At 74.6% G+C, this 16,910-nt stretch carries 9 protein-coding genes; 3 read left to right on the top strand and 6 right to left on the bottom strand.

Annotation, left to right across the window (positions count from 1 at the left end; all coding sequences use genetic code 11):
• The first annotated feature begins 19 nt into the window (after positions 1–19).
• From ACZ4WZ_RS09765 to ACZ4WZ_RS09755, 3 genes are all read left to right on the top strand, one after another.
• A complete protein-coding gene (locus ACZ4WZ_RS09765) occupies positions 20–760 on the top strand; it encodes a response regulator transcription factor (RefSeq protein ID WP_388939650.1) in 741 nt (246 codons plus the stop codon).
• Positions 757–1,848 (top strand): HAMP domain-containing sensor histidine kinase, encoded by a 1,092-nt coding sequence (locus ACZ4WZ_RS09760; RefSeq protein ID WP_467887478.1) that lies wholly within the window; start codon positions 757–759, stop codon positions 1,846–1,848. The genes ACZ4WZ_RS09765 and ACZ4WZ_RS09760 overlap by 4 nt, the downstream gene beginning before the upstream one ends.
• 258 nt (positions 1,849–2,106) lie before the next feature.
• On the top strand, positions 2,107–5,970 hold the full coding sequence (locus tag ACZ4WZ_RS09755) for a multifunctional oxoglutarate decarboxylase/oxoglutarate dehydrogenase thiamine pyrophosphate-binding subunit/dihydrolipoyllysine-residue succinyltransferase subunit (RefSeq protein ID WP_467887475.1): 3,864 nt from the start codon (positions 2,107–2,109) through the stop codon (positions 5,968–5,970).
• An 85-nt stretch (positions 5,971–6,055) separates the two neighbouring features.
• Here ACZ4WZ_RS09755 and fxsT read toward each other — a convergent pair whose 3' ends face one another.
• From fxsT to ACZ4WZ_RS09725, 6 genes are all read right to left on the bottom strand, one after another.
• Complete coding sequence (fxsT, locus tag ACZ4WZ_RS09750) at positions 6,056–9,055, bottom strand: FxSxx-COOH system tetratricopeptide repeat protein (protein ID WP_467887473.1); 3,000 nt, start codon at positions 9,053–9,055, stop codon at positions 6,056–6,058.
• An 87-nt stretch (positions 9,056–9,142) separates the two neighbouring features.
• Positions 9,143–10,486 carry an HEXXH motif domain-containing protein gene (locus tag ACZ4WZ_RS09745; RefSeq protein ID WP_467887470.1) on the bottom strand — a complete coding sequence of 448 codons (1,344 nt, stop codon included), beginning with the start codon at positions 10,484–10,486 and terminating at the stop codon, positions 9,143–9,145.
• Complete coding sequence (locus ACZ4WZ_RS09740) at positions 10,483–11,748, bottom strand: FxsB family cyclophane-forming radical SAM/SPASM peptide maturase (RefSeq protein WP_467887468.1); 1,266 nt, start codon at positions 11,746–11,748, stop codon at positions 10,483–10,485. The genes ACZ4WZ_RS09745 and ACZ4WZ_RS09740 overlap by 4 nt, the downstream gene beginning before the upstream one ends.
• Before the next feature lie 98 nt (positions 11,749–11,846).
• Positions 11,847–12,056 (bottom strand): FxSxx-COOH cyclophane-containing RiPP peptide, encoded by a 210-nt coding sequence (gene fxsA / locus ACZ4WZ_RS09735; RefSeq protein ID WP_467887466.1) that lies wholly within the window; start codon positions 12,054–12,056, stop codon positions 11,847–11,849.
• A gap of 92 nt (positions 12,057–12,148) precedes the next feature.
• The gene (locus tag ACZ4WZ_RS09730) at positions 12,149–15,583 is read right to left on the bottom strand and encodes an SAV_2336 N-terminal domain-related protein (RefSeq protein ID WP_467887463.1); all 3,435 of its coding nucleotides are present in this window, start codon (positions 15,581–15,583) and stop codon (positions 12,149–12,151) included.
• 6 nt (positions 15,584–15,589) lie between these two features.
• Positions 15,590–16,660 carry an AAA family ATPase gene (locus ACZ4WZ_RS09725; RefSeq protein ID WP_467888036.1) on the bottom strand — a complete coding sequence of 357 codons (1,071 nt, stop codon included), beginning with the start codon at positions 16,658–16,660 and terminating at the stop codon, positions 15,590–15,592.
• Between the last annotated feature and the right edge of the window lie 250 nt (positions 16,661–16,910).

The raw sequence follows: 16,910 nt of genomic DNA, 5'->3' as shown, positions 1-16,910 counted from the left end.
GGATCTTCAGGGGCGGGACATGGAACAGACACACACCACCCACAACGTCGCCGCGGCCACCCCAGGTGCCCAGCGGCGCGTGCTCGTGGTCGAGGACGACCGCACCATCGCCGACGCCATCGCGGCCCGGCTGCGGGCCGAGGGCTTCCAGGTGCAGGCGGCGTACGACGGGCCTGCCGCCGTCGCGGCCGCCGAGAGCTGGCAGCCCGAGCTGCTGGTGCTGGACGTCATGCTGCCCGGCTTCGACGGGCTGGAGGTCTGCCGCCGGGTCCAGGCCCAGCGGCCGGTGCCGGTGCTGATGCTCACGGCCCGGGACGACGAGACCGACATGCTGGTCGGTCTCGGGGTCGGGGCCGACGACTACATGACGAAGCCGTTCTCCATGCGCGAGCTGGCGGCGCGGGTGCACGTACTGCTGCGCCGGGTGGAGCGTGCCACGCTGGCCGCGACGGCCCCGCGCGGGGCGACGCTGCGCCTGGGCGACCTGGAGATCGACCACGCGCAGCGCAGGGTGCGGGTGCAGGCGGAGGACGTGCACCTGACACCGACCGAGTTCGACCTGCTGGTGTGCCTGGCGGGCACGCCGCGGGCGGTGCTCTCGCGGGAGCAGCTGCTGGCGGAGGTGTGGGACTGGGCCGACGCGTCGGGGACCCGTACGGTCGACAGCCACATCAAGGCCCTGCGGCGGAAGATCGGCGCCGACCGGATCCGTACGGTCCACGGCGTCGGGTACGCCCTGGAGACCCCGGCGCAGGCGTGAGCGGCCCGTCCCGCCGGCCGGGGCCGCGGCCCTACTCGCCGTTCTCGATCAAGACGAAGCTGGGCGTGCTCGTCGTGGTCTCGGTGTTCATCACCACGGGGCTGCTGATGGTGGCCCTGCGCACGGCCACGGAGCTGCGGTTCATCACGGTCTTCTCGGTGATCGCCTCGATGCTGATCACCCAGTTCGTGGCGCACGGCCTGACGGCGCCGCTGGACGAGATGACGACGGTGGCCCGGGCGATCTCCCACGGGGACTACACGCGCCGGGTGCGCGGCGCCGGGCGCCGCGACGAGCTCGGCGATCTGGCCTCGACGATCAACCGGATGGCCGACGATCTCGAGGCGGAGGACAGGCACCGTCGAGAACTGGTCGCGAACGTCTCGCACGAGCTGCGCACGCCGATCGCGGCGCTGCGGGCGGTGCTGGAGAACGTGGTGGACGGGGTCTCGGATGCCGATCCGGAGACCATGCGGACCATGCTCAAGCAGGCCGAGCGGCTCGGCCGGCTGGTGGACACCCTGCTGGACCTGTCGCGGGTGGACAACGGGGTGGTGCCGCTGAAGGCGCGCCGGTTCGAGGTGTGGCCGTACCTGTCGGGGGTGCTGAAGGAGTCGGGGCTGGCGGCTGCCGGGCGGCCGGGGCTGACGTCCGGTTCGGGCGGACATACCCGTAATGACGTGCATCTTCACCTGGACGTGCATCCTCCGGAACTGTCCGCGTACGCGGACGCCGAGCGGCTGCACCAGGTGGTGGCGAACCTGATCGACAACGCGGTCAAGCACAGCCCCGCGCACGGCCGGGTCACGGTCCGGGCCCGGGCCGGGGAGGCGCCGGGCAGCCTGGCGCTGGAGGTCGTGGACGAGGGGCCGGGGATCCCGGAGGCGGAGCGGCACCGGGTCTTCGAGCGGTTCAACCGGGGCTCCGCCGGGGCCGGGGACGGCGCGGGCGACGGGGGCACCGGTCTGGGGCTGGCGATCGCCCGCTGGGCCGTGGGCCTGCACGGGGGCCACATCGGTGTGGCCGAATCGTCACGGGGCTGCCGGATCCTCGTCACCCTTCCGGGCAGCTCACAGGTGCCGTCTTGACGTAGGGTTCGAGCGGGAAGGACATGATCTCGGCCACACGTGCCCGAGGTCGTCAGGGGTGCGAGGCCTAGGGGGTCGCAACCTGGCTGCCCCCTACCCGAACCACGCTTGTTTCCCGCCATTCCGATGGGTGAAACCCGCCGTTCGGTGTGACCTGCGCGACGGAAGTCCCGCCCGGCCTGCATCACACGCCCTGGGAGGCGTAGCCTTTATCCCCGCTGTCCATACCTTGTGAAGCGGAAGAGGGCGGTTGCCGCCGTGTCGCCACAGTCCCCCAGTAACCCGAGCACCACGACCGACGCAGCAGAGGGCGGGAAGAACCCCGCCTCAGGCTTCGGCGCGAATGAGTGGCTCGTCGACGAGATCTATCAGCAGTACCTCCAGGACCCGAATTCGGTCGACCGGGCCTGGTGGGACTTCTTCGCCGACTACAAGCCGGGGGGCGCTGCCGCCCCGGTGAAGGCGGACGAAGCCGTCAAGACCCCGACGACGGACGGCGCCTCCGCACAGGCCGCCACCGCCACCGCCGGGATTCCGCAGGCCGTCGACGCCGCCACGGGGGCGGCGCCTGCCGCGCCCGCCGCCGCGCCCACACCTGTGTCAGCTCCTGCCCCTGCTCCTGCCACCCCCTCTGGTGCCCCTGCTGTGACTGTCACCTCCCAGGCCCCGGCCGCCGCACCGGCCGCGCCCGCCCCGGCTCCTGCCGCCACCACGCCGGCCCAGAAGGCCGCGCCCGCCACCGAGGCCCCCGCCGGGCCCGAGCTGGTGACGCTCCGCGGCCCCGCCGCCGCCGTGGCCAAGAACATGAACGCCTCGCTGGAAGTGCCGACGGCCACGTCCGTCCGCGCCGTCCCGGTGAAGCTGCTGTTCGACAACCGCATCGTCATCAACAACCACCTCAAGCGCGCCCGGGGCGGGAAGATCTCCTTCACGCACCTGATCGGCTACGCGATGGTGCAGGCCATCAAGGCCATGCCGTCCATGAACTACTCCTTCGCGGAGAAGGACGGCAAGCCGACCCTGGTCAAGCCGGAGCACGTGAACTTCGGCCTCGCGATCGACCTGGTGAAGCCGAACGGCGACCGTCAGCTCGTCGTCGCCGGCATCAAGAAGGCCGAGACCCTCAACTTCTTCGAGTTCTGGCAGGCCTACGAGGACATCGTGCGCCGCGCCCGCGTCGGCAAGCTGACGATGGACGACTTCACCGGCGTCACCGTCTCGCTGACCAACCCCGGCGGCCTGGGCACCGTCCACTCCGTGCCCCGCCTGATGCCCGGACAGTCGGTCATCATGGGCGTCGGCTCCATGGACTACCCCGCCGAGTTCCAGGGCACCTCGCAGGACACCCTGAACAAGCTGGGCATCTCCAAGGTCATGACCCTGACCTCGACCTACGACCACCGGGTCATCCAGGGTGCGGCCTCCGGCGAGTTCCTGCGCATCGTCGCGAACCTCCTCCTCGGCGAAGAGGGCTTCTACGACTCCGTCTTCGAGTCGCTGCGCATCCCGTACGAGCCGGTCCGCTGGAACCGCGACATCGACGCCTCGCACGACGACGACGTCACGAAGGCCGCCCGCGTCTTCGAGCTGATCCACTCCTACCGGGTCCGCGGCCACGTCATGGCCGACACCGACCCGCTGGAGTACAAGCAGCGCAAGCACCCCGACCTCGACATCACCGAGCACGGCCTCACCCTGTGGGACCTGGAGCGCGAGTTCGCGGTCGGCGGCTTCTCCGGCAAGTCGATGATGAAGCTGCGCGACATCCTCGGCGTGCTGCGCGACTCGTACTGCCGCACCACCGGCGTCGAGTTCATGCACATCCAGGACCCGAAGCAGCGCCGCTGGATCCAGGACCGCATCGAGCGCCCGCACACCAAGCCGGAGCGCGAGGAGCAGCTGCGCATCCTGCGCCGCCTGAACGCGGCGGAGGCCTTCGAGACCTTCCTGCAGACGAAGTACGTCGGCCAGAAGCGCTTCTCCCTGGAGGGCGGCGAGTCCGTCATCCCGCTGCTCGACGCCGTCATCGACTCGGCCGCCGAGGCCCGCCTCGAAGAGGTCGTCATCGGCATGGCCCACCGCGGCCGCCTGAACGTCCTCGCGAACATCGTCGGCAAGTCGTACGCGCAGATCTTCCGCGAGTTCGAGGGCAACCTCGACCCGAAGTCGATGCACGGCTCCGGCGACGTCAAGTACCACCTGGGCGCCGAGGGCACCTTCACCGGCCTGGACGGCGAGCAGATCAAGGTCTCGCTCGTCGCCAACCCCTCCCACCTGGAGGCGGTCGACCCGGTCCTGGAGGGTGTCGCCCGCGCCAAGCAGGACGTCATCAACAAGGGCGGTACGGACTTCACCGTCCTGCCGCTGGCGCTGCACGGTGACGCGGCCTTCGCCGGCCAGGGCGTGGTCGCCGAGACGCTGAACATGTCGCAGCTGCGCGGCTACCGCACCGGCGGTACCGTCCACGTCGTCATCAACAACCAGGTCGGTTTCACCGCCGCCCCGGAGTCCTCGCGTTCCTCGATGTACGCGACCGACGTGGCCCGCATGATCGAGGCGCCGATCTTCCACGTGAACGGTGACGACCCGGAGGCCGTGGTCCGCGTCGCGCGGCTCGCCTTCGAGTTCCGCCAGGCGTTCAACAAGGACGTGGTCATCGACCTCATCTGCTACCGCCGCCGCGGCCACAACGAGTCCGACAACCCGGCGTTCACGCAGCCGCTGATGTACGACCTGATCGACAAGAAGCGCTCGGTGCGCAAGCTGTACACCGAGTCCCTCATCGGTCGCGGCGACATCACGCTGGAAGAGGCCGAGCAGGCGCTGCAGGACTTCCAGGGCCAGCTGGAGAAGGTCTTCGCCGAGGTCCGCGAGGCCGCCACGCAGCCCGCGGTCGCCGCGCCGGCCCCGGCCGAGCAGGCCGACTTCCCGGTCGCCGTGAACACGGCGATCTCCCAGGACGTCGTCAAGCGGATCGCCGAGGCGCAGGTCAACATCCCCGAGGGCGTCACCGTCCACCCGCGCCTGCTGCCGCAGCTGCAGCGCCGCGCGGCGATGATCGACGACGGCACGATCGACTGGGGCATGGGCGAGACCCTGGCCTTCGGTTCGCTGCTGATGGAGGGCACCCCGGTCCGGCTGTCCGGCCAGGACTCCCGCCGCGGCACCTTCGGCCAGCGCCACGCGGTCCTCATCGACCGGGAGACCGGCGAGGACTACACCCCGCTGCTGTACCTGTCGGACGACCAGGCCCGGTACAACGTCTACGACTCGCTGCTCTCCGAGTACGCGGCCATGGGCTTCGAGTACGGCTACTCGCTGGCCCGTCCGGACGCGCTGGTGCTGTGGGAGGCCCAGTTCGGTGACTTCGTCAACGGCGCGCAGACCGTCGTCGACGAGTTCATCTCCTCGGCGGAGCAGAAGTGGGGCCAGACCTCCGGCGTCACGCTGCTGCTGCCGCACGGCTACGAGGGCCAGGGCCCGGACCACTCGTCCGCGCGCCCGGAGCGCTTCCTCCAGCTCTGCGCGCAGAACAACATGACGGTCGCGATGCCGACCCTGCCGTCGAACTACTTCCACCTGCTGCGCTGGCAGGTCCACAACCCGCACCACAAGCCGCTGGTCGTCTTCACCCCGAAGTCGATGCTGCGTCTGAAGGCGGCGGCGTCGAAGGCGGAGGAGTTCACCACCGGTTCCTTCCGTCCGGTCATCGGCGACAGCGCCGTGGACCCGAACGCGGTCCGCAAGGTCGTCTTCTGCGCCGGCAAGGTCTACTACGACCTGGAGGCCGAGCGGGAGAAGCGCGGCATCACGGACACCGCGATCATCCGCATCGAGCGCCTGTACCCGCTGCCGGGTGCGGAACTCCAGGCGGAGATCGCCAAGTTCCCGAACGCGGCGAAGTACATCTGGGCGCAGGAGGAGCCGGCGAACCAGGGTGCGTGGCCGTTCATCGCGCTGAACCTGATCGACCACCTCGACCTGGCGGTCGGCGCCGACATCCCGTCGGGCGAGCGCCTGCGGCGCATCTCGCGCCCGCACGGCTCGTCGCCGGCGGTGGGTTCCGCCAAGCGTCACCAGGCGGAGCAGCAGCTGCTGCTGAACGAGGTCTTCGAGGCGTAGTCGCCGGCGCGACCCGCACGGAGAAGGAAGGCCCGGCCCCCCTGAGGGGGCCGGGCCTTCCGGCTGTTCCGGGGGGTCGCGTGCGTTACGGCTGTGGTTCGAAGTCCCAGTAGGGGCGGGTGCGCTGGCGGGCGGAGACGGTGTGGACGTGCTGGGGGCCGAGGGTGCGGGTGAGGGCCTTGAGGGCGGTGTCCTCGTGGGTGGAGGCCTCGGTGTCCTCGCGTACCGAGCGCAGGTCGGCGGCCAGGGCGGTGCGGGCGCTGAGCGCCATCGGGTGGTCGGGGCCGAGGACCCGTTCGGCGCCGCGCAGGGTCTCGCGGCTGAGGTCCAGCGCGGCTTCCAGGCGGCCGGTGATGTTGCGGTGGCCGGTGGCGTTGAGGGCGCAGCCCAGGGTCCAGGGGTGGCTGTCGCCGAGGGCGCCGCGCATGCCGACCAGGGCCTGTTCGGACAGGTTCAGGGCCTCGGTCCGCTCGCCCTGGGCGCGGAGCACCAGGGCGAGGTTGCCGACCGTGCCGATGCTGTACGGGTGGGCGAGGCCGAGCTGTGACTGGTAGCCGCGGACGACCTCCTCTGAGATCCGGCGGGCCTCCTCGATGTCGCCGTACTCGCGCAGGTAGGTGGCGTAGTCGGAGGCGACCATCAGGGTCCAGGGGAAATCGGCGCCGAACACCCGGGTGGAGCGCTCCAGGACGCTGCGCAGCCGGGCTCCGGCGCCGGGGATGTCGCCGGTGCGGCGCAGGCACTGGCCGAGGTTGTGTTCGGCGCGCAGGGTCTGCGGGTGGTTGGCCCCGAGGACCTGGACGTGGAGTTTGAGGCCCTGTTCCTGGCGGGCCAGGGCTTCTCGGTAGCGGCCCATCAGGCGCAGGCCCATGGCGCAGCCGATGCCGGAGGAGAGGGTGGCGATGTGCCGGACGCGCAGGACGCGTTCGCGGCGGCGCAGGGTGTCCAGGTCGGTGTCGTAGGCCTCCTGGTAGCGGCCGAGGAGGCGCAGGACGACGGCGACGTTGTTCTGGGCGCCGAGGGTGGTGGAGTCGTCCTCGCCGAGGAGTTCGCGGTAGGTGGTGAAGGCGTGCTCCAGCAGTTCCCGGGCCCGGTCGAACTTGGCGGTGCTGAGCAGGACTCCGGCGTAGGTGCTGGTGGCGCGGAGGGTTTCCAGGTCGCGGTCCCCGCGTTCGGCGAGGAGCCGCTCGGCGACGGAGCGGGCGAGGGTCTCGGCCTGCCGGAAGTGGCCGAGCATGCGCAGGGCGCCGCCGTAGTGGTAGCTGAGTTCGCGGACCTGGTCGTGGTCGTCGCCGAGCATGGCCCGCCAGACGGCGTCGGTCCGTTCCGACAGCCGCAGGCAGGTGTGGTACTCACCGGCGAGGATCAGGTAGCGCAGGCAGTGCAGCAGGAAGTTCTGGATGCGGGGGTTGCTGCTGGTGAGCACTCCGGCGTGGTCGAGGTGCGGGACGAGTTCGGCGTAGCGGGGCCAGAGCCGGGAGTCGGTGGGGCGGCCCGGGTCGGCGGCGGCGAGGACGCGGCGGACGGCGCGGGAGAGCTGTTCGGCCTCGTCCTCGGCGAGGTTCTCGCGGACGATGTTGTGGACCATGCGGTGCAGTTGGACGGTTTCCAGGCCGCCGCCCTCCTCGACGGAGAGGTCGGAGTACTCCAGGCGGACGACGGAGAACTGGACGAGCTTGTTGAGGGCCGCGTTCCAGCGGATCTGGTCGTTGAGGATCCCGGCGAGGTGCTCGGGGACGCCGTCGGCGGGGAATTCGCGCAGCAGTCGCAGCGGGACCCGGCCGGGGGCGAAGAAGACGAACAGCCGCAGCAGGGCGAGGGCGTCGGGGAAGTTGTCCCGGACGTTGTTGAGGAGTATGGCCAGCGCGGTCGGGAAGGGCAGCGGGTAGTCGTCGGAGAGGGTGACGGCCTCGTGGGAGTCGAGGCGGTTCTGGAGGAGGGTGAGGTACTCGCCGACGCCGAGCGGGGAGTCGGCGAGCCAGCCGGCGGTCTGGTCGAGGGCGAGCGGGTAGTCCTCGAGGGCTTCGGCGAGCTGGTCGGCCTCGTCGCGGGTGAGCCGGCGGGCGCGGCGGCGGATGAAGGTGACGGACTCGGGCCGGGCGTAGAGGGGCACTTCGACGAGGCTGGTGTGCCGGGCGGCCCATTCGCGGTTGCGGGAGGTGATGATGACGTCGCCGGCGCCGGAGGGCAGCAGGTCGGTGAGGTCGTCGGGGTGGTCGCAGCCGTCGAAGACCATCAGCCAGCGGTGGTACGGGGACCCGCGCCGCAGCGCCTCCAGCACGGCCCGGATCTGCTCGCCGTAGCTGCCGGAGCCGGGGGGCAGGCCGAGGGCGGGGGCCAGGTCGGCGAGCCGCTCGCGCAGGGTGGGCCGGTCCTCGGCGGGCACCCACCACACCACGTCGTACTCGGAGGCGAAGCGGTACGCGTACTCGGTGGCGACCTGTGTCTTGCCGACGCCGGAGAGCCCGAGCAGGGTGACGGTGGAGGCTCCGGGCGGGGACTCGGTGAGGGCGTCGCGCAGCCGGCCGATGACGTCGTTGCGGCCGGTGAAGCGCGGGTTGCGGCGCGGGACGCGGCCCCAGACCTCGGGCGGGTCGTTGGGGAAGCGGGGGCCGCGGCGGCCGCTCTCGGTGCCGACCCGGTCGGTGGGCAGCTCCAGCCGGCGCAGGACGCGGTACTCGGCCTCGTAGGCGTCCAGCCCCCACAGGTCGGTCTTCTCCAGCGCGGCGACGGCGCTGGGCAGCGGGGCGTCGGTGAGGCAGACGGCGGCGAACCGGCCGGGGTGGGAGGCGGTGACGGTGCGCAGGGCGGCGTTCCACTCCTCGTCGGTGTGGGTGCCGGCCGAGAAGTAGCGCTCGCTGAGCACCACGAGGACCTTGCCGCCCGCCCGGGCCAGGTCGTCGAGGGCCGCGGTGAGGCCGGGGCCGCTCGGGTCCCAGCGCTGGAGGGCGACGCGGTGTCCGTGCTCCTCCAGCCGGTGGGCGATCCACACCGCCCAGGGGCGGTTGAAGCCCGCGAAGCTGATGACGAAGCGCTGCGCGGGGGCGGCTCCGTCGCGTTCGTGACGCATGGCGGTACCGGTCATGCGGCCGTCTCCCTGGGGTCCGTGCGGTGGACGGGTGCGGGGCGGTGCGGAGGGGCTGGCTTGAAAGGTACCGCAGCGGACGGGGTGTCATACCCCCACGAACGGGGCGAGTTCGGGGTGTGCCTCGCACCAGGCGCGGCGTGCGCGTTCCAGGGCGCGGCGCGCGCCGACGTGCTGGTCGCCGGGCGGCGGGGTGGCGTCCATGGCCCGCTCGGCGGCGGCCATGCCGTCGACGAACTCGCGGCCGGTGACGGTCAGTGCGGGGTCCGCGCGCAGGACGGGCAGGACGGCGGCGACCTGGGCGCGGCTCCTGGCGTGCTGGGCCCAGGCGCCGCGGGCCCCGTAGAGGGCGGCGTGCTGCCAGTACCCGGCGAGGGCCAGGTGGGCGTACGCCCCGTGCAGCAGCCCCTCCAGGGGGCGCGGGTCGGCACGCCAGGGCGCCCAGTAGCGGGGGGTGCGGTCGGCGGTGTGCAGGGTGAGGACGTCGGCGAGGGCGGCCAGCTTGCCGTGCTGCACCTCGTGGACCAGCGTCGCGGCCAGGGCGGGCGGGGCCTGCGCGCGGGCCAGGACGGAGCCCGCGGCGGCGGGCAGGGTGGCGCCGCTGGAGCGGGTGCCTCCGGCCAGCGGGACGACGGAGCGCAGCAGTCGGCCGGTCTCCTCGGCGCGCGCGGAGTCGTAGCGTTCCAGCAGGGTGTGCGCGCCGGCCCACTGGATGTCCCAGCGCTTGTGTCCCTTGGGGGTGAGCCGGCGGGCCGGGCGGACGGGGGCCGTGCCCGCGGCCGGGTCCGGGGGCGGGACCCGGTAGGGGTCGAGGTCGTCGAGGGAGGTCGGGCCGCCGCCGGGCAGGGCGTGCAGCGGCAGGACGTCGGCGGTGTCCCAGGAGCGTTCGGTCAGGGCGAGCCGGCCGGGGCCGTGGGGGCGGAGCAGGCCCAGGGTGGGGAGCACCAGGCGGCCGTTGACGGGCCGCAGGGTGGTCTTGAAGCCGATTCCGGCGCGCAGCGCGGCGGCCGCCGCGAGCGCCCCCAGGTGCCCGAGGTCGGGCGGGGGGCCCTGTGGGGCGTGCAGGCGGCGCAGGGTCTCCTCGGCCCAGACGCCGGTGGCGGGGTAGTGCAGTACGTCGTGCACGGCCGCGGGGTCCTGGCGTTCGGCTTCCTCCAGCAGCGCCCAGTGCTCGGCGGTCTCCGCGCCGGGGGCGGCGTCCAGTACGGCGCGCAGCAGGAGCAGCCGCTTGGAGCGGCGCACGTCGCGTACGAGGCGGGTGCCCTCCTCGGAGGGTTCGGTGGAGGCGAGGGCGCGCAGGGTGTGGGAGCTGACGGTGAACCGGGCGAGGCCGGGCGTCCCGGGCTGCTCGGGCCGTGCGGGCTGCTCGGGCCGTGCTGTGGCGGGGGCGGTGCGCTGGGCGGGGAGGCCGGTGCCGGTGCCGTGGGTCATGAGGCGGCCCGCCCGGTGGTGGCGGCCTCGTGCAGGGCGCGGGCGATGTGCCGGATGACGGCCTGGAGGTCGGCGCAGTACACGGACGGCTGGCGGAAGCCCTCCCCCTCCCGGTAGCGGTGCGGGTAGTGCCCGCCGCCGCACACCTCGACGAGCTCGCAGGCGCGGCAGTCCGCGGCGAGGGCGTCCCTGCCGAGCTGGCGGGCGGCGAAGCCGGGGTGGTCGAGCAGTTCGTCGAAGCTGTGGTGCTCCAGCGTCATGCCGGTCGAGGCGGCCCCCTCGTAGGCGGACTTCAGCGAATCGGCCTGTTCGATGCTGCCGTCGGTCTCGACGACGGCGGTGGTGACGGGCGCCAGGCCCAGGGTCTCGGTGGCGGCGGGCAGGCCGAGCAGCAGGGCGATGACCTCCTCGAAGATCCGGATCCTGGTGCGCCGCGCCCCCTCGTGCCACCAGCGTTCGAAGACGGCCAGGAGCCAGTCGGCGTACGGGGTCCCGTGCCCGGTGCTGCCGGGCGGCGGGCTGCTCCAGTTGCCCAGGGGCAGCAGCAGGCCGACGCTGGGCGGGGCGAAGGAGAGCAGGGACTCGTACGTCTCCACCGGGTCGTGGGCGAGGTCCACCACGCACAGCAGCCCGGCGTAGCTCTCGGGGTGGCGGGCGAGCAGCCGCAGCCCGCGGGCGGCGGCGGCGAAGCCGGGGCGGCCCGCGTGGTCGACGCGCCGCCGGTTGTGGGCGGGCAGGCCTCCGTCGAGGCTGACGCCGACCCGGATCCCGGCCGCGGCCAGCGCGGCGATCCGGCCGGCGGTGAGCAGGGTGCCGTTGGTCTGCACGCCGGCGGTGACGCGGGTGCGGGGCGCGCGCCGGGCCACGGCGTCCCGTACCGCCTCGACGGGGGCGGCGAGCACGGAGGGCGCCGCGAGGAGGGGTTCGCCGCCGTGCAGCACGAGGTCCACGCGGGGCAGGTCGTGGGCGGCGGCGTGCTCGGCGATCCGTTCGGCGGCGCGCAGGGCGGTGGCGGGGTCCATGGCGGCGGGGCGGGTGCGCCAGCTGCGGTCGGCCATCTCGTAGACGTAGCAGTAGGTGCAGGCGAGGTTGCAGCGGCTGTGCGTCTTGAGGACGAACTGCCGGACGGGCTGCGGGCGGTGGCCCGCGGCGCGCAGGCCGGGGACGTCGAGGATGGCGTACGGCCAGCGGGCGTGGCGGGCGTGACCTGCGAGGGTCCGGTGCGCGGGCAGCGCGGGACCGCTCGTGATCGCTTGGCTCATCGCCTGTACCTCTCCCCTGCGGACGGTCCATCCCTGCCCTCCGCACGGGCCCGGCTAACGGCGGAAAGTGGTCAACTCCGGGCACGGGGCGGCGGCCGTCAGGTGACGCCCGAGTCGAACGCGTTGAGGATTTCGGCGGGGTGCGTGACCCTGTCCACCAGGCCGGCGATGACCTCGGCGAGCACGGGGTGGTCGATCCCGCGCAGCGCTGCCAGGTCGAGGCCGGAGAGGTCCGGCAGCCCCGGTCCCGGCCCGGGGCACGGGCGGGCCGGTCGTGGTCCTGCCGCTTCCTGACGTCCGGTCATCATGGGCTGCCCGTCCCCTTGTCGTGTGTGGTCGACTGCCCTCTTGCCGTGGGCGGTCCACTGCCCTTTCCCTGCCCCCGGCGCGGGGAAACGGCTCAGCTGCCCGCCTCCAGGGCCCGTACGCGCGTCCGGACGGCCCGCGCCCGCTCGCCGTCGGGGGCGCCCTGGCGCTGCCAGAGATCCAGGGCGGCCCGGTAGGCGTCGAGGGCGGCGCGGGGGCGGGCGAGGCGTTCCAGGACCTCCCCGCGCAGTTCCTGGGCCCTGGCCGCGAGCCGCAGGGCGGGACCTCCCGGCCCGTCGCGGTCGGCTTCCAGCGCGGCCCGCCAGGCCCGCCGGTAGGAGTCCGCCGCACGGTCGAGGCGGTCGGCGGCACGGGTGTGGCCGTGGAGGTCCTGCTGCACGTCGCCGTGCTCCCGCCAGGCGCGGGCCCGCTCCAGCGGGTCGCGGCTCTGCCGCGCGGCCAGCTCCAGCAGGTACTCCGCCTCCCGCAGGTCGACGAGGTCCCCCTCGTAGGTGTGCCGCAGCCGCAGTCCGGCGGCCAGCCGCAGCAGCCGGTACGCCGCCCCGGGGTCGGACTGCGGCACGGCCGCGCGGCTCTCGCGCAGCACCCTTACGGCGGTGGAGGCGAAGCGGCGTCCGTCCGCGGCCCGGGCCCGTTCCAGGAGTACGTCGCCCCACTCGGGCAGCAGCTCCCCGAAGGCCTCGCCGTCCCGGGGGATCAGCCGCCGGGCCCGGCCGTACGCCTCGGCCGCCGCCTCCAGGGCCCACGGGTCCGCGTCCCGCGCGTACCGGGCCCGGTGCACCCGGGCCAGGCACACCAGGGCGGCGAGCCGCAGCCCGGACTCCCCGGCCGCCTCGTCCAGGGCCCGCGCCAGCTGCCAGGCCGCCTCCTCCAGCCGCGCGGGCAGGTACCGCAGCGCCCCGGCCAGCTCGACCCGCACCCGCGCGGCGGGGCGCCGCGTCCCGTCGGGGGGCGGGGCGGGGGCGGCCGGGGCGGCGGCCGGGCAGGGCGCGGAGGGCGGGCCGGGGGCGGGTGCCTGGCCGGGGTCGGGAGCGGGCGCGGGAGCCGGCGCGGGGTCGGGAGCGGGGTCGGCCGTGCCCGGCCCGGCGGCCGGGGCCGGGGTGCGGTGCGGCGGGGGCAGGAGGAGGGTCAGGGCCGTCGTCAGGGTGGCGGCCGCGCGCTCCGCCAGGGCGGTGCGTTCCGCCGGGTCCGGGGTGCGGGGAAGGAGGGCCACCAGGACGCGGCCCAGGTTCAGCAGCAGTTCGGGGTCCGCCGCCCCCGGGCCGGAGGCGAGCGGCTCCAGCGCGGCCCGCGCCTCGTGCAGCGGCCCGGGGTCGTCGCGCAGGGTGCTCAGCCGGAGCAGGGTCCGGGCCCGCATCACCGCGCAGGCCTGGCGCAGCTCCGGACCGGCGGCGGCCGCGGCGGCGAACTCCCGGTCGGCGGCGGCCAGCAGCTCCGGCGCCGGTCCCGCGGCCACGGCCCGTTCGTACAGCACCCGGCCCAGCGCGGCCCGGCCGGCCGGGGTGCGCAGCCCGGTGACGGCCCGTTCGGCCTCGGCGAGGAGTCCGGGGTCCCGTTGGACGGCCCACAGCCGCAGCAGTACCCCGGCGAGTTCGGTCTCGGCCTCCTCCGGGGGGTCGTCGGGCCCGGGCGGGACGGCCACGGCCCGGCGCAGCAGGGCGGCGGACTCGTACAGGGGCCGGGCGTCCGCGTCGGGCGCCCCCGCCGCGAGCCGCTCCCGGGCCGCGCGGACCGCCCAGGCGCGGCCGGGCGGCGGTTCCGGTAGCGGGACGGGCGGTGCGGGGGGTGCCGGGGTCTCCTCCGGCGGGCCGGGCAGGTAGCGGCGTACCACCTTCGCGGAGACCTGCGCGAAGGCCTGAGGGAGCTCCCCCGGCGGCACCCGGCCCCCGTCCCACCCGGCGTCCGGTCCGGGCGCGGGCGCGGAGTCGGCCTCCGCCGCGGGCACCCCGGTGAGCTGAGCGACGGCCAGGGCGGGGAAGTTGCGCACCCCCCGGCCGAAGTTCGCCAGTACGTACTCCGAGCAGTGCTTGAGCACCAGCGCGGCCTCGTCCCGCCCGAGCGGCCCGAGCAGCACCTCCTGCACGCCGGGCACGAACTCGTACCACTGCCCGGGCGATTCGCCGCTGCGCCGCAGCAGCCCGCTCAGCAGGACCTCCGCGAGGTCGGAGGGCTCCGAGTCGGGCAGCATCGTGCGCTGCACCAGCCGCATCACGGGCAGGGTCAGCGGCGCCGCCGACAGGTACACGGCGAGCTGGACGGCGCCGGGCCCGGCGGAGGAGCGGAAGCGGCGCACCAGTTCGCGCGGCGGCCGGGCGGTGCGGGGCAGGGGCACGGGGGCGGCGGGGTGGCGGGCGAGGACCCGGCCCACTTCGGCGGGCACGGACCCGGTGCCCAGTCCCGCGACGAGCCGGGCCCACGCGCCGAGGGCGACGGCGTTCGGCGGCAGCACGGGCACGGTGAGGCCGCCGGTGGGCCGCCCGGGCCGGGGCGGCCGCTCGGGCCGGAACCGCAGCCTCGGCCCGCCGCCGGTACCGCCGCCCGCACCGCCTCCCCCGCCGGCCCGTTCCAGTACTCCGCGCTCGGTCGGCAGCCAGCTGCGGCTCCACAGCCGCTGCGGCAGGGGCTGTACGACGGCGCAGGGCGCGCATTCGGCCCACCGGTGCAGCAGCCGCTGCGCCTCGCCCTCCCGCCAGAGCGGCCCGGCGCAGTCGGAGACGACGATGGTCAGGGCCCGCCCGGTGGGGTCGCGCAGCTGGTCGCCGGAGCGCAGGCCGGGGCCGGGTGCGGGGCCGCGGCCGACGGCGGCGGTGCCGTCCGGCAGCCGGTGCAGGTGGTGGGCCTGGACGTCGCGGAAGGCGCCCAGCCGCTCGCACACCAACCGGAGTTCCTCGAACATCTCCCGCCATACCGCCATGGAGGGCGAGGCGTCCATGACCAGCCGTACGGTCGCCTCTCGCCGGCTGTCCGGCCGGAACACGGGGATGACCAGTCCGAGGGCGCGGGCGCTGGCCTCGGCTGTGGCGGCCTCGTCGAGGACGGTACGGGTGGGGCGGCCGGGGGGCCGGTGGCGCTGGAGGGCGCGCAGGGCCCGCTGGATCTCCAGGATGCGGGGCAGCGCGGCCGCGCCGGGCACCCGTACGGGAACCCCGCCCGCGACGGGGACCTCGGCGGCCGCGCCGGTGTCGGGGGCCGGGTGCTCCCGGGCGGGGTAGAGCCTGACCGGGTCCTCGGGCTCCGGTTCCGCCGGTTCCGGCTGCGGGGGCGGCCCGGCGGTGCCCGGGTGGCCCGGGGGACGCGCCGGTCCGCCGGGCGCGGTGGAGGCGGGCTCCGGGGAGCTGCCGGACCGGTCCGCCGCGCTGCCGGTACGGCCGGCCAGCCACAGGGCGTCGGCCAGTTCCTCGGCGGACGGATCGAGCCCGGCGGCCCGCAGCAGCCCGGTGAGGGCGCGGATCTCGGCGTCCGCGGCTCGGGGCGCGGATCCGGCCGGGGGGTCGGGTTCCTGGGTCACGGCCGCTCACCTCGGGCGGTCGAGGCGCTGGATGAGCAGGTCCGCGAGGTCGTCCCGGCTGGGCGGGGCGGCGTAGTGGGTGAGGTAGATGGCGTTGAGCAGCTGGTCGGCGGCCAGCAGTTCGGAGCGGGAGCGGCTGAGGAACTCGCGGATCAGGTCGGCGCCGAGCTGGGCGGCCTCCTCGCCCAGGTGCGCCCGGACCATGGTGGCGAGCCGCTTCTCGCCGGGCTGCCCGAGCTTGAGCTGGATGCAGCGGCGCAGCAGCGCGGCGGGGAAGTCCCGTTCGCCGTTGCTGGTCAGGATGATGAAGGGGAAGGCGCGGCAGCGCACCCGCCCGTCCCGGACGGTGACCTTGGCGCCGTCGTCGGTGAGCACCTGCACCTCGGGCTCGGAGTCGGCGACGCGTTCCAGCTCGGGAAGGGTGAACTCGCCTTCCTCCAGTACGTTCAGCAGGTCGTTGGGCAGGTCGATGTCGCTCTTGTCGAGCTCGTCGACGAGCAGGACGCGGGGGCGCTCGGTGGGCAGCAGTGCCGTGCCGAGCGGGCCGAGCCGGATGTACCTGCCGATGCCGGGTGCGCCGCCGGCCGCCGGGCCGCCCTCCCCCGCGGCCCCGCGCGCGCCGGCGGCGATCTGTACGTCCTGGAGCCGGGCGAGGGCGTCGTAGCGGTAGAGACCCTCCTGGAGGACGGTGCGCGACACCACCGGCCAGCGGAGCACCCGGCCGAGTTTCAGCTCGTGGGCGACGGCGTGGGCGAGGGTGGACTTGCCGGTGCCGGGATAGCCGGTCACCAGCAGGGGCCGGCGCAGGTAGAGCGCGGCGTTGACGGCTTCCAGCTCCTCTGGCTCGGGCCGGTGCAGCTCGGCGGCCTGCCGGTGGGCGCCGAGGCGGCGGGCCACGTTCCCGTCGGCGGCCGCGGCGGGCCCGCCCGGTTCCACGACGGGGCCGCCGTCGAAGTCCCGCCAGGGCGGCGGGTCGGGCAGGGCCGCGATCCCGTCGTGGGGTTCGCCCACGCCCCGGTAGATGAGCCATTCCTCGTTCACGGCCGCTCCCTCCCACGAAGCCCGCACCGCCGGCATCGCCCGCATCGCCCGTACCGCTCGTGCCCGTACCGCTCGTTCTGCCCGTACCGCTCGTCCTGCCCGTACCGCTCGTGCCCGTACCGCTCGCTGCGCCCGCATCGCCCGCACCGCACGCGACTCACGCATCGCGCGCACCACTCGTCCTGCCCGCACCACCCGCACCGCCGGTCACCGCCCTGCGGCCCCGGCCCCGTCCCCCGCACCGCCGGAACCGCCCGCACCACCCGCACCGCCCGCACCGCCCGCC

This window comes from Streptomyces sp. NPDC029122, assembly GCF_055569445.1.
The sequence above is the reverse complement of the archived record's forward strand: the minus strand, read 5'-3'. Positions and strand labels throughout refer to the sequence as shown.

What these genes read in the sequence shown, in the direction of transcription:
- ACZ4WZ_RS09745 (WP_467887470.1), bottom strand. Translation starts at nt 10,486, where the DNA reads ATGACCCACGGCACCGGCACCGGCCTCCCCGCCCAGCGCACCGCCCCC.
- ACZ4WZ_RS09765 (WP_388939650.1), top strand. Translation starts at nt 20, where the DNA reads ATGGAACAGACACACACCACCCACAACGTCGCCGCGGCCACCCCAGGT.
- ACZ4WZ_RS09740 (WP_467887468.1), bottom strand. Translation starts at nt 11,748, where the DNA reads ATGAGCCAAGCGATCACGAGCGGTCCCGCGCTGCCCGCGCACCGGACC.
- fxsT (WP_467887473.1), bottom strand. Translation starts at nt 9,055, where the DNA reads ATGACCGGTACCGCCATGCGTCACGAACGCGACGGAGCCGCCCCCGCG.
- fxsA (WP_467887466.1), bottom strand. Translation starts at nt 12,056, where the DNA reads ATGATGACCGGACGTCAGGAAGCGGCAGGACCACGACCGGCCCGCCCG.
- ACZ4WZ_RS09725 (WP_467888036.1), bottom strand. Translation starts at nt 16,660, where the DNA reads ATGCCGGCGGTGCGGGCTTCGTGGGAGGGAGCGGCCGTGAACGAGGAA.